The following is a 15,431-nucleotide window of genomic DNA, read 5'->3' as shown; positions in this document are numbered from 1 at the left end:
CCAGTAAAGCCCAACCATCCAGGGATTCTCATCGATTTATTGATTTGCATCAGCGAGTTTTGCCCGTTTTTTAGGCACATTCCCTCACTAAATTTTTCCTTCGCTTTATTTATCAGTAGATTCTTTGGGTTAATGGTTTAGGGGTTTAAGAATGCTTACGCTAGTAGAGATCCTGATTGGGATTGTGGTCATTGTGGGCGTCGCCCGCTATATCATTAAAGGTTATTCCGCCACCGGAGTGCTGTTCGTCGGTGGCTTAGTATTACTCATCGCCAGCGCGCTAATGGGGCATAAGATTTTACCTGGCGACGCAAAGAGCACCGGCTACTCTGCTACCGATATCGTTGAGTATATTAAGATACTGCTCATGAGCCGCGGCGGCGACCTCGGCATGATGATCATGATGCTCTGCGGTTTCGCCACCTATATGACGCATATTGGCGCCAACGATATGGTCGTCAAACTGGCCTCAAAACCGCTGCGCTATATTAACTCCCCTTATCTACTGATGATCGCTGCTTATTTCGTGGCCTGCCTGATGTCGCTGGCTGTTTCCTCAGCCACCGGCCTGGGCGTCCTGCTGATGGCCACGCTGTTCCCGGTCATGGTCAACGTTGGTATCAGCCGCGGCGCCGCCGCCGCAATCTGCGCCTCCCCGGCGGCGATTATTCTCTCCCCGACTTCCGGCGACGTCGTGCTGGCCGCCAAAGCCGCCGAAATGCCGCTGATTGACTTTGCCTTTAAAACCACGCTGCCTATCTCTATTGTGGCGATTATCAGCATGGCGATTGCTCACTTCTTCTGGCAGCGCTATCTGGATAAAAAGGAAAACGTCGCGCATGAAATGCTTGATGTGAACGAGATCACCACCACCGCCCCTTCTTTCTACGCCATCCTGCCGTTTACGCCGATAATCGGGGTGCTGATTTTTGATGGCAAATGGGGTCCGGAGCTGCACATCATTACCATCCTCGTACTTTGCATGCTGCTGGCGGCAGTTCTGGAATTCTGCCGCGGCTTTAATACTAAAAATGTGTTTAATGGGCTGGAAGCGGCATATCGCGGGATGGCCGACGCCTTTGCCGGTGTGGTGATGCTGCTGGTCGCCGCTGGCGTCTTTGCGCAGGGGCTGAGCACCATTGGCTTTATTAACGGCCTGATCTCCATTGCAACTTCTTTCGGCTCCGCCAGTATTATTCTGATGCTGGTACTGGTCATTCTGACCATGCTGGCGGCGATGACCACAGGCTCTGGTAATGCCCCCTTCTATGCTTTCGTTGAGATGATCCCGAAGCTGGCGCACTCGTCCGGCATTAACCCGGCTTATCTTTCGATCCCGATGCTGCAGGCGTCTAACCTTGGCCGAACCATTTCTCCGGTCTCCGGCGTCGTGGTCGCCGTGGCCGGTATGGCAAAAATTTCGCCGTTCGAAGTGGTGAAACGCACCTCTGTCCCGGTACTGGTTGGTTTATTAGTGGTTATTATCGCCACCGAAGTCCTCGTTCCCGGTAGCGCAATCCGCTAACGCTGAAACCGTGTGAAAAGGCGCCTGCTGGCGCCTTTTTTATGCTTTAATAACTCAAAGTTATTAATGACCATTCGTCATCAGGAATAAAAATGTTCAGGAAGGATTTCGTCGCTCTCGCTCTTTTGCTAAGCGCTTCTCAGGTCAGCGCCGATCCGCTGATCGCAACGCAATACGGCGATTTCGATCGCTACGTGCTGGCCCTCTCCTGGCAAACGGGGTTTTGCCAGAGTATGCAGGACCGAAACCGCAGCGAGCCGGAAGAGTGCCGCCTGCAGCAGGAACCAGACAACAAAGCCGATTTTCTCACCGTTCACGGCTTGTGGCCAGGCCTGCCCAAGTCTATCGCCGCGCGCGGAGTGGACGAACGCCGCTGGATGCGTTTTGGCTGCGCGACTCGCCCTGTTCCCAATATGCCTGAAGCGAAAGCCGGGCAAAAATGTCGGGCGGCTGAAACCGGCCTTTCGCTGGAAATGGCGAATAAGCTTAACGGCGTGATGCCGGGATCCGGCGGCAATTCATGTCTTGAGCGTTATGAATACGCCAAGCACGGGGTTTGTTTTGGTTTCGATCCTGACAATTATTTCGGCACTATGGTGCGCCTGAACGGCGAGATTAAACAAAGCCCCCTTGGTCATTTCCTGGCCAGTCACTATGGGCAGACCGTTAGCCGGGATGATTTCAATGCCGCGGTCGCAGAGGCCTATGGAAATCAGAACGTTAAGGCTTTCAAGTTAACCTGTAACGGCAATCCCGCCTATCTGACCGAGATGCAAATTTCCATCAAAGCGGCGGCCATCAACGCGCCTCTCTCGGTAAATTCATTCTTACCTCAGCCTCATCCCGGGAACTGCGGTAAACAATTTCTGCTGGATAAAGCCGGCTAAGTTTCATACGGTTTAACTATTGTTCGTTGATGAATGTGCGTTTAATCACTTCAAACCATCCGCAAGTCTCAGTATGATGAGAGAACATTAACCCTTGCCATTTTCGGTGAGGGTTTTCTTTTACGGACAGGTTCCTGGATAACATGGAGTATGAGATGACCAGACCCGCAATCATCATTAATGAACTGGATGCAGAACGCATCGACAGGCTGCTGGAACAACCGGCATTCGCTAACTCGCCGGTAGCGGACGCACTGAACGACGAGCTTGACCGCGCGCAGATGCTGGCTCCGGAAGCCATGCCGCATGATGTTGTCAGCATGAATAGCCAGGTGAGATTCCGCGATTTAACCACCGGCGAAGAGCGCATCCGCACGCTGGTTTTCCCGGCTCAGGTGACCGATAGCGCCACCCAGCTCTCGGTTATGGCGCCGGTTGGCGCAGCGTTGCTGGGGCTCAAGGTCGGCAGCGCCATTCACTGGGAGTTGCCCGGCGGCACCTCAACGCATCTTGAAGTGCTGGAACTGCTATACCAGCCGGAGGCCGCAGGCGATTTTCACCGTTAATCTCCCCGCTGCCTGAAGCGTTTCGCGCTTTATCCAGAGGATGTCGCTACATCCTCTTTCTGCACCTTCTCCTCTACGCCTCTCTTTTGACAAACTTTTACGCCACCCTCTAACCGATCTGACAATTTTGCGACCTGAATGGCACAATATTTTCCTATAATATGTTGATATAAAAGCAGACGAACAAGGAGGAATGCATATGTATAAAACAATCATTATGCCCGTTGATGTCTTTGAAATGGAGTTAAGCGATAAAGCCGTTCGCCATGCGGAGTTTTTAGCCCAGCAGGACGGGGTTATCCATCTTCTCCACGTACTGCCCGGTTCATCAAGCTTTACCATGAGCCGGTTTACCGCCGATCTGCGCCGCTTTGAAGAGCATTTGCAGCATGAAGCAGAAACGCGCCTGAAAACAATGGCCGGGCATTTCAGCATTGAGCCGTCGCGAATCAAAATGCACGTTCGCTTTGGCAACGTGCGGGATATGGTCAATGAACTGGCCAATGAAATTAAAGCCGACGTAGTGGTGATAGGCTCGCGTAATCCGTCTATCAGCACGCATCTGCTCGGCTCCAATGCCTCAAGCGTGATCCGCCATGCGCATATTCCGGTGATGGTGGTGAGATAGCGTCAGAGAGCTAAAAAAAAGAGGCTACCCAGGGGTAGCCTCTTTACTGTGCAGGTTCGGTCTTACTTTATTATGAATTATGCCGTTTTAGTGCGGATCAGATAATCAAACGCGCTCAGAGACGCTTTTGCACCTTCGCCGGTAGCGATAATAATCTGCTTGTACGGTACGGTTGTGCAGTCCCCCGCCGCGAAGACGCCCTTCACGTTAGTTTCACATTTCGCATCAATGATGATTTCACCCATGCGGTTGCGCTCAATCGCCCCTTCCAGCCAGTTGGTATTCGGCAACAGGCCAATCTGTACAAAGATCCCCGCCAGCGCGACGTGATGCTCATCGCCGCTCACGCGGTCACGATACTGCAGGCCGGTCACTTTACTGCCGTCGCCCACCACTTCTGTGGTCTGGGCATTGAGGATAATATCGACGTTCTTCAGGCTGCGGACTTTATCCTGCAGAACCTGGTCGGCCTTCATTTCCGGCGCGAATTCAAGCAGCGTTACATGTTCAACAACGCCTGCCAGGTCGATGGCCGCTTCCACACCGGAGTTACCGCCGCCGATAACCGCCACGCGCTTACCTTTAAACAGCGGGCCGTCGCAGTGCGGACAGTAGGTTACGCCCTTCGTGCGATACTGATCTTCACCTGGAACGTTCATGTTACGCCATTTCGCACCGGTGGCAATGATAACGCTACGCGCTTTCAGCACCGCGCCGGAGGCGGTTTCAATCTGGTGCAATCCGCCTTCAACCGTCGCAGGAATCAGCCTGGAAGCGCTTTGAGAATCAATAACATCAACATCGTATTCGCTGACGTGCGCTTTTAATGCGCCAGCCAGTTTCTGACCTTCGGTCTTCGGTACCGAAATATAGTTTTCGATATCAACGGTATCCAGCACCTGGCCGCCAAAGCGTTCACCCATCAGACCGGTACGAATGCCTTTACGCGCTGAGTAAACGGCAGCCGCTGCGCCTGACGGGCCTGAGCCGACGATTAAGACATCATAGGATTCACGTTTATTCAGCTCTTCCGCCGCACGTTTTTCCGCACCGGTATCCACTTTGGCCACAATTTCAGTCAGCGTCATGCGACCCTGGCCAAACTCTTTACCGTTCATGAATACCGCCGGTACGCCCATCACGTTGCGTTCGGTGATTTCATGCTGATAAGTGCCGCCGTCAATCGCCGTGTGCTTGATACGCGGGTTCAGTACCGCCATCAGGTTCAACGCCTGAACCACATCCGGGCAGTTATGACATGAAAGTGAATAGTAGGTTTCAAATTCAAAATCACCGTCGATATTGCGGATCTGCTCCAGCAGGCTCTGGGCTTCTTTTGACGGATGACCGCCGGTCCACAGCAGAGCCAGAACTAAAGAGGTGAATTCATGTCCCAGCGGAGAGCCGGCAAAACGCGGGCCCTGGCTGGAGCCTGGGTTGGTAATGAGGAATGACGGCTTACGCACCGCCAGGCCGTTATCTTCTTTGAAGGTGACTTTATCTGACAGTTCAGCAATTTCAGCCAGCAGTTCCCTGATTTCTGCCGATTTAGCGCCGTCATCCAGCGTGGCAATCAGCTCAACAGGTTTGGTCAGCTTCTCAAGATAGGCCTTGAGCTGGGTTTTCATGTTGGTGTCGAGCATTTTTATCTCCTGGGCTTAAAACATCATCATGCAAGCGGCCTCGTTCAGGCAGCCTGAATGCGCTTGCATCATGGTGTTGGAATAAAACGGGCGCAGATGCGCCCAGATATTACTACGCAATTTCCTCAGCATTTCACGCAAGAGCAAGGCGGCTAGCCTGAGAATCCCCGGAAGCTTACCTCAGTAAGTGACCGGGGTGAGCAGGCGACGCCAACGCAGCAATTGCGTGAAAGGAGACGGAAATTTAGATTTTGCCGACCAGGTCCAGAGACGGAGCCAGAGTCGCTTCACCTTCTTTCCATTTAGCCGGGCAAACTTCGCCAGGGTGAGAAGCTACGTACTGAGCTGCTTTGATTTTACGCAGCAGGTCAGACGCGTCGCGGCCGATACCTTCAGCGGTAACTTCGATAGCCTGGATGATACCCTGCGGGTCAACAACGAAGGTTGCACGATCTGCCAGACCTTCATCTTCACGCATGTTGTCGAAGTTACGGGTCAGGGCGCCAGTCGGGTCGCCAATCATCGCATATTTGATTTTAGCGATGGTTTCAGAGCTGCTGTGCCACGCTTTGTGGGTGAAGTGGGTGTCGGTAGAGACGGAGTAAACGTCTACGCCCAGCTTCTGCAGTTCTTCATAATGATCTGCCACGTCGCCCAGTTCAGTCGGGCAAACGAAGGTGAAGTCAGCCGGGTAGAAGAAGAAGACGCTCCAGCGGCCTTCAGTATCTTTCTCGGTTACTTCGATGAATTCACCGTTTTTGAATGCCTGGTTTTTAAAAGGTTTGATTTTGGTATTAATTAAGGACATCTATACTTCCTCCGTGTTTTCGTTGAGGTCTAAGTTAACGAATTTTTCCTGACTCGACCAATGCGTTTGCATTATCGAATCAATAAGCGTTATCTAACAACCGGAACAAGACAACTTTGTGAACCTGTCAACGCGATGGCAAACTTCTGTCGCGTTTCGCATTATATGCGCTGAAAAGTAAAAAGGCCGCCCTCGCAGGCGGCCCCGTTACCTGAAACACCCGCAGGTAGGTTCAGCGCCAGTAGCTGGCAATGTGTTGCGCTCTACACCTTAATGTAACAGCTCAGGGATTACATCACCCACAGAACGAAAGGGCAATCCGCGCGGCCTCAGGTCTTACCTATGGCTGTAATAGGTTTTACCGCTACACTTACTTTTCTCTTTGAATTTACAAGGCATAATCATGTTAAAACGACTGTTCTTTCTGAGCTTATTACCTTTTTACTGCTATGCAGAGGAGCTTCCCGCCCCCGTAAAAGCGATAGAAAAACAGGGAATTACCATTATTAAACCCTTCAAGGCGCCCGGAGGGATGAAAGGCTGGTTAGGGAAGTATCAGGATATGGGCGTCGCCATCTACCTCACGCCGGACGGCAAACACGCCATCTCGGGCTATATGTACGACGAAAGCGGTACTAATCTTAGCGAACAACTCTTCCAGCAAGAGCTCTATACCCCCGCGGGCCAGGAGATGTGGAAAAAGCTGGAAAGCGCTCGCTGGCTGCTTGACGGTAACGAAAACGCGCCGACGATTCTGTACGTTTTTGCCGATCCCTTCTGCCCCTACTGCCAACAGTTCTGGCAACAGGCTCGTCCGTGGGTAGAATCAGGGAAAGTTCAGCTGCGCACCCTACTGGTTGGCGTCATAAAACCGGAAAGTCCCGCAGCCGCGGCGGCCATCCTGGCCAGCAAAGACCCGGCGAAAACCTGGCTTCACTATGAGCAGTCTGGTGGCAAAGCAGCGCTAAATATTCCCACCAGTATTCAGCCAGAGCAAATGAAGATACTTAATTTCAACCAACAGCTGATGGACGAACTCGGCGCCAGCGTCACCCCTGCTATTTATTACATGAATAAAGAAAATATGCTGCAACAAGCGATCGGGCTTCCAGATAAAGAAAAACTACAGATTATGATGGGGGCAAGATAAGCATTTATAAACTAACTCCTCCGCCGGGTTTAGCAGTACACAAAAGGATCTGGCGGAATGCGCCGCTGTAGTATATATTTAGATAAACTTAATAAGGCATTAGCAATTAATAATAAAAAATGAATAATCACGTAATGTATATAATGCAGACATATAATAACCTCTTTTTCTACTCGCCAGCTTAACAGGATGTTGAAAATGGCTAATCTTTACGATCTCAAGAAGTTCGATCTGAACCTACTCGTTATTTTCGAATGTATTTACCAGCATTTAAGTATCAGTAAGGCTGCAGAAACGCTATTTATTACGCCGTCTGCGGTAAGCCAGTCGCTTCAGCGGCTACGCAACCAGCTCAACGATCCGCTATTCGTGCGTTCAGGTAAAGGGATTACCCCAACTACCGTCGGCGTTAATTTGCATCACCACCTGGAAAATAACCTTAATCAGTTAGAACAAACCATCAATCTCACCAATCGTTCTGAATTAAGGAAACGCCTCGTTGTCTATGCGCCGCAGCTTTTTATAACGCCCAAAACCACCAGCCTGATTCATATGTTATTAGATGATTCAAATCTGCAGGTTGAACATCATGATCTGCTCGCTTCAGGTGAATCGATAGAAAGTTTGTTATCCTACCGGAAGGCCGATCTGATATTTAGCACCACGGCGCTGTCATCACGAGCGACCGTCTGTAAACGCATCCAGGAGCTGGACATTTCATTAGTGTGTAATGAAAACCATCCGCGACTGGCGTCGCTAACGACGACAAAAGCCATCATGCAGGAACGCTTCACCTATTATATTTGTAACGATCAGGGTACAAAATCCTTTCAGAGTCAAACTGCGGGTATGCTTTCTGACAGAAAAATCTCTTTCAGCAGCGATTCATACATAGCCATTCTTAATGTTATTCAACAAACGGATATAATTGGTTTCGTTCCGACATGTATTTTAGAGCACATTAGCTTTCAGAATAAATTCAGGATCATTGAGACTCCCTTCAAAATTCCATCTATCAATATTTATATGATTTACAACCGGGTGAATCTTGACGACCCCAACTTCGCAAATTTTATCGAAGAGTGTGAAAGAAATAATATTATTGAATAGTTAAAGTGATTTCATTGAATTGGTGAATGATAACTAATCTCTTGATTAAGAAACGAATATGATATAAGTACACAGTCTCTTTGGCATTAAAGGAATAATGGCTGTGTCTTTTATTAAAATTCCATTACCAGAATCTGTTCTGCAAGCCAGTCAGCAAAGAATAGAGTGGGTTATGGAAAACTTCTCCCGCGTTTGCGTCTCTTTTTCTGGCGGTAAAGATTCAACAACCATGCTGCATCTCACGGCGCAGCATGCCCGCCAGGCAGGTAAAAAGATTTGCGTCCTGTTTATTGACTGGGAAGCGCAGTTCTCCTGCACCATTGCTCATTGCGAAAAGATGCGCGAGGAGTATCGCGACGTTATTGAGCAATTTTTCTGGGTGGCGCTACCTCTCACCACCCAGAACTCGCTAACCCAGTTCACGCCGGAGTGGCAGTGCTGGGAACCCGGCGCGCCCTGGGTGCGCCAGCCGCCGGAGGATGCCATCACCGATCCCGACTATTTCCCGTTTTATCAACCCGGAATGAGTTTTGAAACCTTCGTCCGCGAATTCGCCGATTGGTTCTCGCAAAATCGTCCGGCCGCGGTAATGGTCGGCATCCGCGCCGATGAATCGCTTAACCGGTTTATCACCATCTCCTCGCAGCGCAAACTGCGCTTTGCCGACGACAAACCCTGGACCACGTCGGCGCCGGGCGGACACGCCTGGTATATCTATCCTATCTATGACTGGAAAACCGCCGATATCTGGACCTGGTTCGGCAAAAGCGGTCTTTCCTATAACCCGCTCTATAACCTGATGTATCAGGCGGGGGTACCGCTGCGTTATATGCGCATCTGCGAACCCTTTGGCCCGGAGCAGCGCCAGGGTCTGTGGCTCTACCACGTCCTGGAGCCTGAACGCTGGGCCGCCATGTGCCAGCGCGTCAGCGGCGTTCACTGCGGCGGGGTTTACGCCGGTCACGACAATCAGTTCTACGGCCATCGAAAGCTGGATAAACCCGAACATCATACGTGGAAAAGCTACGCCCTGTTTTTACTCGACAGTATGCCGGAGAAAACGGCGGAGCATTACCGCAATAAAATCGCCGTCTATCTCCACTGGTATCAAAAAAAGGGCATGCTGGATATTCCGGACACCCAGCCGGCGGATATTGGCTCCAAAGACGTCCCGTCCTGGCGGCGCATCTGTAAAGTGCTGTTAAACAATGATTACTGGTGCCGCCAGCTCTCTTTCAGCCCAACCAAAGCGACTCAATATAAACGCTATCGCGAGCGGATGAATAAAAAGCGCCAGCAATGGGGAATACTATGCAACGACAATTAATCCAGGAAATAGAACGCTATCTGCAATCGCTGGAAAATGAAGAAGAAAAGATTACTGCGCTTAACGCCTTTCGCCAGATTCTGCATGAATATAGCCCCTTCAAATCCCAACCGGTTGATTGCGTACTGTGGGTAAAACAGGAAGCCGTTTCGCCTAATGATTACAACCCAAATAACCTTGCGCCACCGGAAAAACGCCTGTTGTTCACCTCGCTGGAGACGGATGGCTTCACCCAGCCTATCGTGGTGCTGAAACAGGGGCGGGAGCGCTATTCGATTGTCGATGGTTTTCATCGTCATGAACTGGCCAACGGCAAAGCGGCGCTGAAAAAACGGCTGAAAGGCTATCTCCCCGTCACCTGTCTGGAAAGGAGCAGCGTCAGGCGTGATTCACTGATGGCCGCCACCATCCGCCATAACCGGGCGCGCGGGCGTCACCAGATTCATGCGATGTCGGAAATCGTTCAGGAACTGGCGCGTCTCGGCTGGACCGATGAGAAAATCGGCAAAGAGTTAGGGATGGACGCCGACGAAGTATTACGCATGAAGCAAATCAACGGTCTGGTGGAGATGTTCGGCGACCGTCAATTTTCTCAGGCGTGGACCGTTAAATAACTACAGACGGCACAGGCGTTCCGCAGCAGCCAGCAGCGTGGCTGGCTGTTTGGCGAAGCACAGGCGTATCAGCTTATGCGGGAACGGATCGGCACAAAACACCGACAGCGGGATCGCCGCGACGCCGATCTCGGTGGTGAGCCAGCGGCAGAAGTTGACATCATCCAGATCGGAGACTGCGCTGTAGTCCGCCAGCAGGAAGTAGGTCCCTTCGCAGGGCAAAATTTCCAGACGGCTGGAACGCAGCGCATCAATAAACAGGTCTCGACGCTCGCGGTAAAACGTCGGCAGCTGGCGATAATGCTCCGGCTCGCTGCGCAGCATATCGGCGATCGCCAGCTGAGCGGGGGTGTTGACGGCGAAGGTCAGATACTGATGCACTTTACGCAGCTCAGCGCTGATAGCGGCAGGCGCCACGCAGTACCCCACCTTCCAGCCGGTCATATGAAACGTTTTACCGAATGAAGAGACCGCCACCGCGCGCTCGCGCAGCTGCGGATGCGCCAGCACGCTGGCATGCCCTTCGGCAGCAAAGCAGATATGTTCATAAACTTCATCGCTAAGTACGTAGATTTCGCGATCGGCAATCGCCTGCCACAGCGCGGCAAAATCTTCACGCTGCCACACCGTCGCTGACGGGTTGTGCGGCGTATTGAGAATAACCAGACGAGTTTTGTCGCTGAGGGTAGCGGCGAACTGCTGCCAGTCAACGCGAAAATGAGGCGGCTGCAGAGCAATGCGCTTCAGCACGCCGCCCGACAGCTCAACCGCCGGGGCATAGCTATCGTAGCTGGGGTCAAAGCAAATGACTTCGTCGCCGGAACGTACCAGCGCGGTAATCGCCGCATACAGCGCTTCCGTCGCCCCGGCGGTGACGGTTACGTCGCTATTGGCATCGGGGCAATAGCCGTACAGCTCTTCGGTTTTATCGACAATCGCTTCGCGTAGCGCGGCGACGCCGGTCATCGGCGCGTACTGATTGGCCCCCTGCGCGACGTGATACGCCAGACGCTCCTGCAGATAGCGCGGGCCATCAAAATCCGGAAAACCCTGCGACAGATTAATCGCCTGATGCTGCTGGGCCAGGGCGCTCATCTGGCTAAAGATAGTGGTGCCCAGTGAAGGGAGTTTACTCTCAGGAATCAGTGGCTTATTGCTCATTCTTTTTGTACCGTCTGTGATGCTGTTGTTGAAGCCACTATAACACGATGTTAATATTTGGCAATCAAGACGCTTAGACGTCTAAATGATAATGTTATTTCGCTTAGGCTTTAATAACAGCTCTCAACACAACGCCACCGTCAGCACGACCCACCGCTCACTCTGGAGAACTCATGATCCGCGCTATCGTGACCGATATTGAAGGCACCACCAGCGACATACGCTTCGTCCACAACGTCCTGTTCCCGTACGCCCGCGAACGTCTGGCCGGTTTTGTGACCGCTCAGCAGTTTGGCGAGCCGGTCAAGACCATTCTCGATAACCTGCGCCAGGAGATCGCCCAGCCGGCGGCTGGCGCCGAACAGCTTATTGCTACCCTGTTCACGTTTATGGATGAAGACCGCAAATCCACCGCCCTCAAGGCGCTCCAGGGGATTATCTGGCGCGAAGGCTACGTCAACGGCGACTTCACCGGCCATCTCTATCCGGACGTTTTGCCAGCACTGGAAAAATGGAAGTCACAGGGTATTGATTTATATGTATATTCCTCAGGCTCTGTCGCTGCGCAGAAATTGTTATTTGGCTACAGCGATGAAGGTGATATTACTCATCTGTTCAACGGCTATTTTGACACCCTGGTAGGGGCCAAGCGTGAAGTACAGTCCTACCGCAATATTGCTGAACAACTGGGGCAGCCTCCTGCCGCCATCCTGTTTTTGTCCGATATCCATCAGGAGCTGGATGCCGCTGAAGAGGCCGGTTTCCGTACCCTGCAGCTGGTACGCGGCGACCGCGACCCGGCCAGCCATCATCCGCAGGTTCAGCGTTTCGACGATATTCACCCGGAGCAGATCCCAGCATGAGCGCATTAACCATATTTTCCGTAAACGACCCGCAAAACTCTCTCTGGCACAGTACTAACGCCGAAGAGATCCAGCAGCAGCTCAACGCTAAAGGCGTGCGTTTTGAGCGCTGGCAGGCCGACCGCGATTTAGGCGCGGCGCCAACGTCTGAAGCGGTCATTGCCGCCTATCAGCACGCGATTGATAAGCTGGTTGCAGAAAAGGGCTATCAGAGCTGGGATGTGATTAGCCTGCGCGCCGATAATCCGCAGAAAGAGGCGCTGCGGGAGAAGTTTCTCAATGAGCATACCCACGGAGAAGACGAAGTGCGTTTCTTCGTCGAGGGCGCCGGTCTGTTTTGCCTGCATATTGGCGACGAGGTGTTCCAGGTTCTGTGTGAAAAGAACGACCTGATTTCGGTCCCGGCGCACACGCCGCACTGGTTTGATATGGGCTCGGAACCCAACTTCACCGCCATCCGTATCTTCGATAATCCGGAAGGCTGGATTGCCCGGTTTACCGGCGACGATATTGCCAGCGCCTACCCGCGGCTGGCGTAACGCGCCCTATCCGGGCTACCGATCTGCAGACAACTGTGAACATGTAGCCCGGGCAGGCGCCCTGCGCCGCCCCCGGGAGCAGAACGCAGCGTGGCTGATTTTCCCGGAGGCGATGCTGCGCATCTGTTCGGGCTATCCGCCCGCGGAGGGCTTTGATTCCGTAAGCCGGGTATTACCGGCCGCCTAACCCTCAATAAACCTCGGCGGATCGAAAGCGGTTACCGGCGGCAGCGCGTCCCGCCACGGTTCGATCTCCACCCAGCAGCTTTGAGCGCTACAGCCCTGCCCCAGGCGCGAGCTGCCGCGATCCTCGGTTAACACGTTGGGATTGCCGTGCTTATCCAGCGAGCCTTTTTCATTCGGGTCCAGCGGATCGTACCAGGCCCCGGTCGATATCTGCACCACTCCCGGCAAAATCTGCTCGCTGAGATGGACGCCGGCGAGAATCGCTCCGCGCGCGTTAAAGACCTTGACCACGCTGCCTTCGCTGATGTCCCGCGCCTGTGCATCCTGCGGATGCATCCACAGCGGCTCGCGTCCCTGAATTTTCGTCGCCCGGCTGACGCTTCCGTGATCGTACTGGCTGTGCAGGCGGGTACGCGGCTGGCTGGAGAGCAGATGCAGCGGCCAGCGCGCAGCTTCCTGCCGCCGCCAGGCCGCTTCCTGCTCATCCCACCACGGATGGCCCGGGCACTCGCGATAGCCAAAGCCGGCAATGGTTTCTGAAAAGAGCACAATCTTGCCGGAAGGCGTAGAGAGCGGATAGCGCTGCGGGTCGGCGCGAAAATCCGCCAGAAAAACCTGCGGCTGCTCAGGCGCGCTGTACTCCAGCACTCCCTGCTGCCAGAACGCCTCAAATGACGGCAGCGTAATCCCCTCTTCCTGCGCGCGCGGTCGCGAGGCTTCGTAAATCTCCCTCAGCCACTGCCCGGCATCGCGCCCCTCGCTAAAACGTTCGCCGCAGCCCAGCCGTTCGGCAAGATCGCAAAAGATGGCGTAATCATCACGCGCGTCGCCCACCGGCGGGATCTGTGCGCTCATGGCGATCATAAAACCATCGTGACCGCCGCTGCCAATATCTTCCCGCTCCAGCGACGTGGTGACCGGCAGGACGATATCGGAAAATTTAGCCTGCGCGGTCCAGTACTGTTCGTGCACCACCACCGTTTCTGGTCGCCGCCAGGCTTCGCACAGGCGGTTAATATCCTGATGATGATGAAACGCGTTGCCGCCGGCCCAGTAGACGAGGCGGATGTCGGGATAGCGCAGATGCTGGCCGTCAAACTCGTATGCTTCGCCCGGATGCAGCAGCATATCGGAGAGGCGCGCCACCGGAATCACCTGGTTCACCGCGTTCTCCCCGGCGGGAAGGCGCGGCCCGGAAAAGGCCTTACGCCCCGCCCCCGCCAGATTGGTGCAGGCATAGCCAAATCCCAGGCCGCCGCCCGGCGTACCGATTTGCCCCAGCAGCGCGGTGAGCGCCACCGTCGCCCAGTAGGCCTGCTCGCCCTGGCGCGCCCGCTGAATCGACCAGGAGATATTGACCATCGTACGCTGGCTGGCCATCTCACGCGCCAGCGCGACAATCCGCTGCGCGTCAATACCGGTTATCGCCGCCGCCCACTCCGGCGTTTTTGCGACGCCATCGCTCTCCCCCATCAGGTAGGCGCAATAAGGTGCGAAACCCACGGTATGGCTGGCGATAAAACCGCTGTCGTAGAGGGATTCATTAATCAGCACGTAGCACAGCGCCAGCAGCAGCGCGGTATCGGTTCCGGGACGGACGGCGAGCCACTCGGCGCTCTCCACGGCGCTCAGATCGTTGCGCACCGGACTAATATTGATAAAGCGTGTCCCCTGCGCCTGCATCTTTTCCAGCCAGTATTTCAGCATATGGTCGTTGGCGCCGCCGCCGTTGACCTGCGCATTACGCAGCGGCAGGCCGCCGAATGCGACGAACAGCTGGCACTCCCGCGCCAGCTCGGAAAAATGGGTATGCTGACGGTGCAGCGGGCTCAGCGGCCCAAGAATATGCGGCAGGATACGCTCCCCCGCCGCGCTGCTGTAGGTATTAGTGCTGGCGGTATAACCGCCAAAGCATTTGAGGAAACGGTGCAGCTGGCTTTGCGCGTGGTGAAAACGGCCGGCGCTGGCCCAGCCATAGGAACCGCCGAAAATCGCCTCATTGCCGCAGCGCGCTTTAACCGACTGCAGCTCGCGGGCCAGCAGATCGAGCGCCACTTCCCAGCTCACCTCAACAAACGGCTCTTTACCGCGCCCGTCGCGGGAAGCCGGGCCATTTTGCAGGTAGCCGGCGCGTACCGCCGGACGCCGAATGCGCGTCTTGCTGGTGACCGCATCAGGGAGCGACTGACCAATGCGCGAGGGATTTTTATCCCAGGGCACCGGCGTCACCGCCTCAATTTTGCCGTCACCGGCCTGTACCCGCCAGGTTCCCCAGTGCATTACGGTCAGATTATGTTGTTTTCTCATGCGGTTTTTTCTCACCTGCTAACGGCCTCTATAATAAAGCGTGCGAATCCTGGGAATAAAATACGTATCACCATACAATCTGCTGCTGAGAAAGGATTTTCCACGCAGAATAGTTCT

The 15,431-nt window shown here is 53.8% G+C and carries 14 protein-coding genes; 10 read left to right on the top strand and 4 right to left on the bottom strand.

The features are described from left to right. Window positions 1–151: 151 nt before the first annotated feature. The 4 genes from dcuC (at window position 152) to uspG (ending at window position 3,606) form a co-directional block, all read left to right on the top strand. Window positions 152–1,525 carry an anaerobic C4-dicarboxylate transporter DcuC gene (gene dcuC / locus ABLV12_RS23135; protein ID WP_004100144.1) on the top strand — a complete coding sequence of 458 codons (1,374 nt, stop codon included), beginning with the start codon at window positions 152–154 and terminating at the stop codon, window positions 1,523–1,525. Between the two features lie 92 nt (window positions 1,526–1,617). Beyond that, window positions 1,618–2,412 carry a ribonuclease I gene (gene rna, locus ABLV12_RS23130; protein WP_064397442.1) on the top strand — a complete coding sequence of 265 codons (795 nt, stop codon included), beginning with the start codon at window positions 1,618–1,620 and terminating at the stop codon, window positions 2,410–2,412. A gap of 155 nt (window positions 2,413–2,567) precedes the next feature. Then, complete coding sequence (gene rnk / locus ABLV12_RS23125) at window positions 2,568–2,978, top strand: nucleoside diphosphate kinase regulator (protein ID WP_004111326.1); 411 nt, start codon at window positions 2,568–2,570, stop codon at window positions 2,976–2,978. Window positions 2,979–3,177: 199 nt separating this feature from the next. Beyond that, window positions 3,178–3,606: a universal stress protein UspG gene (uspG, locus tag ABLV12_RS23120; protein ID WP_213801917.1), complete on the top strand. Its 429-nt coding sequence runs from the start codon at window positions 3,178–3,180 to the stop codon at window positions 3,604–3,606. A 77-nt stretch (window positions 3,607–3,683) separates the two neighbouring features. Here the strand turns inward: uspG and ahpF are convergent, their stop codons facing one another. Both ahpF and ahpC read right to left on the bottom strand, forming a co-directional pair. Continuing rightward, window positions 3,684–5,249 (bottom strand): alkyl hydroperoxide reductase subunit F, encoded by a 1,566-nt coding sequence (gene ahpF / locus ABLV12_RS23115; RefSeq protein ID WP_133497867.1) that lies wholly within the window; start codon window positions 5,247–5,249, stop codon window positions 3,684–3,686. Between the two features lie 244 nt (window positions 5,250–5,493). Beyond that, window positions 5,494–6,057 (bottom strand): alkyl hydroperoxide reductase subunit C, encoded by a 564-nt coding sequence (gene ahpC / locus ABLV12_RS23110; RefSeq protein WP_002894394.1) that lies wholly within the window; start codon window positions 6,055–6,057, stop codon window positions 5,494–5,496. 403 nt (window positions 6,058–6,460) lie between these two features. Here ahpC and dsbG point away from each other — a divergent pair, with 403 nt between their 5' ends. From dsbG to ABLV12_RS23090, 4 genes are all read left to right on the top strand, one after another. Next, the gene (gene dsbG, locus ABLV12_RS23105; protein WP_064397437.1) at window positions 6,461–7,207 is read left to right on the top strand and encodes a thiol:disulfide interchange protein DsbG; all 747 of its coding nucleotides are present in this window, start codon (window positions 6,461–6,463) and stop codon (window positions 7,205–7,207) included. Between the two features lie 198 nt (window positions 7,208–7,405). Further along, window positions 7,406–8,317: a LysR family transcriptional regulator gene (locus ABLV12_RS23100; protein ID WP_004100136.1), complete on the top strand. Its 912-nt coding sequence runs from the start codon at window positions 7,406–7,408 to the stop codon at window positions 8,315–8,317. 103 nt (window positions 8,318–8,420) lie between these two features. After that, window positions 8,421–9,644 (top strand): phosphoadenosine phosphosulfate reductase, encoded by a 1,224-nt coding sequence (locus ABLV12_RS23095; protein WP_032704826.1) that lies wholly within the window; start codon window positions 8,421–8,423, stop codon window positions 9,642–9,644. Beyond that, entirely contained in the window at window positions 9,629–10,258 is a 630-nt protein-coding gene (locus ABLV12_RS23090; RefSeq protein ID WP_348867380.1) for a ParB/RepB/Spo0J family partition protein, read from the top strand. The genes ABLV12_RS23095 and ABLV12_RS23090 overlap by 16 nt, the downstream gene beginning before the upstream one ends. Here ABLV12_RS23090 and ABLV12_RS23085 read toward each other — a convergent pair whose 3' ends face one another. Further along, a complete protein-coding gene (locus tag ABLV12_RS23085; RefSeq protein ID WP_348867382.1) occupies window positions 10,259–11,404 on the bottom strand; it encodes a pyridoxal phosphate-dependent aminotransferase in 1,146 nt (381 codons plus the stop codon). Between the two features lie 188 nt (window positions 11,405–11,592). Between ABLV12_RS23085 and mtnC the strand changes: the two genes are divergently transcribed. Together mtnC and ABLV12_RS23075 are read left to right on the top strand one after the other, a co-directional pair. Then, the gene (gene mtnC, locus ABLV12_RS23080; protein ID WP_004100131.1) at window positions 11,593–12,282 is read left to right on the top strand and encodes an acireductone synthase; all 690 of its coding nucleotides are present in this window, start codon (window positions 11,593–11,595) and stop codon (window positions 12,280–12,282) included. After that, window positions 12,279–12,821, top strand: a complete 543-nt coding sequence (locus ABLV12_RS23075; protein WP_004111302.1) for an acireductone dioxygenase — start codon at window positions 12,279–12,281, stop codon at window positions 12,819–12,821. The genes mtnC and ABLV12_RS23075 overlap by 4 nt, the downstream gene beginning before the upstream one ends. Window positions 12,822–13,004: 183 nt before the next feature. On the opposite strand, the gene ABLV12_RS23070 is transcribed toward ABLV12_RS23075, so the two are convergent. Continuing rightward, complete coding sequence (locus ABLV12_RS23070) at window positions 13,005–15,314, bottom strand: molybdopterin-dependent oxidoreductase (protein WP_348867379.1); 2,310 nt, start codon at window positions 15,312–15,314, stop codon at window positions 13,005–13,007. Between the last annotated feature and the right edge of the window lie 117 nt (window positions 15,315–15,431).

It is taken from the genome of Klebsiella sp. CN_Kp100, from assembly GCF_040065315.1.
Lineage (GTDB): Bacteria > Pseudomonadota > Gammaproteobacteria > Enterobacterales > Enterobacteriaceae > Klebsiella > Klebsiella oxytoca.
This window is presented reverse-complemented; position numbering and strand designations above follow the sequence as displayed.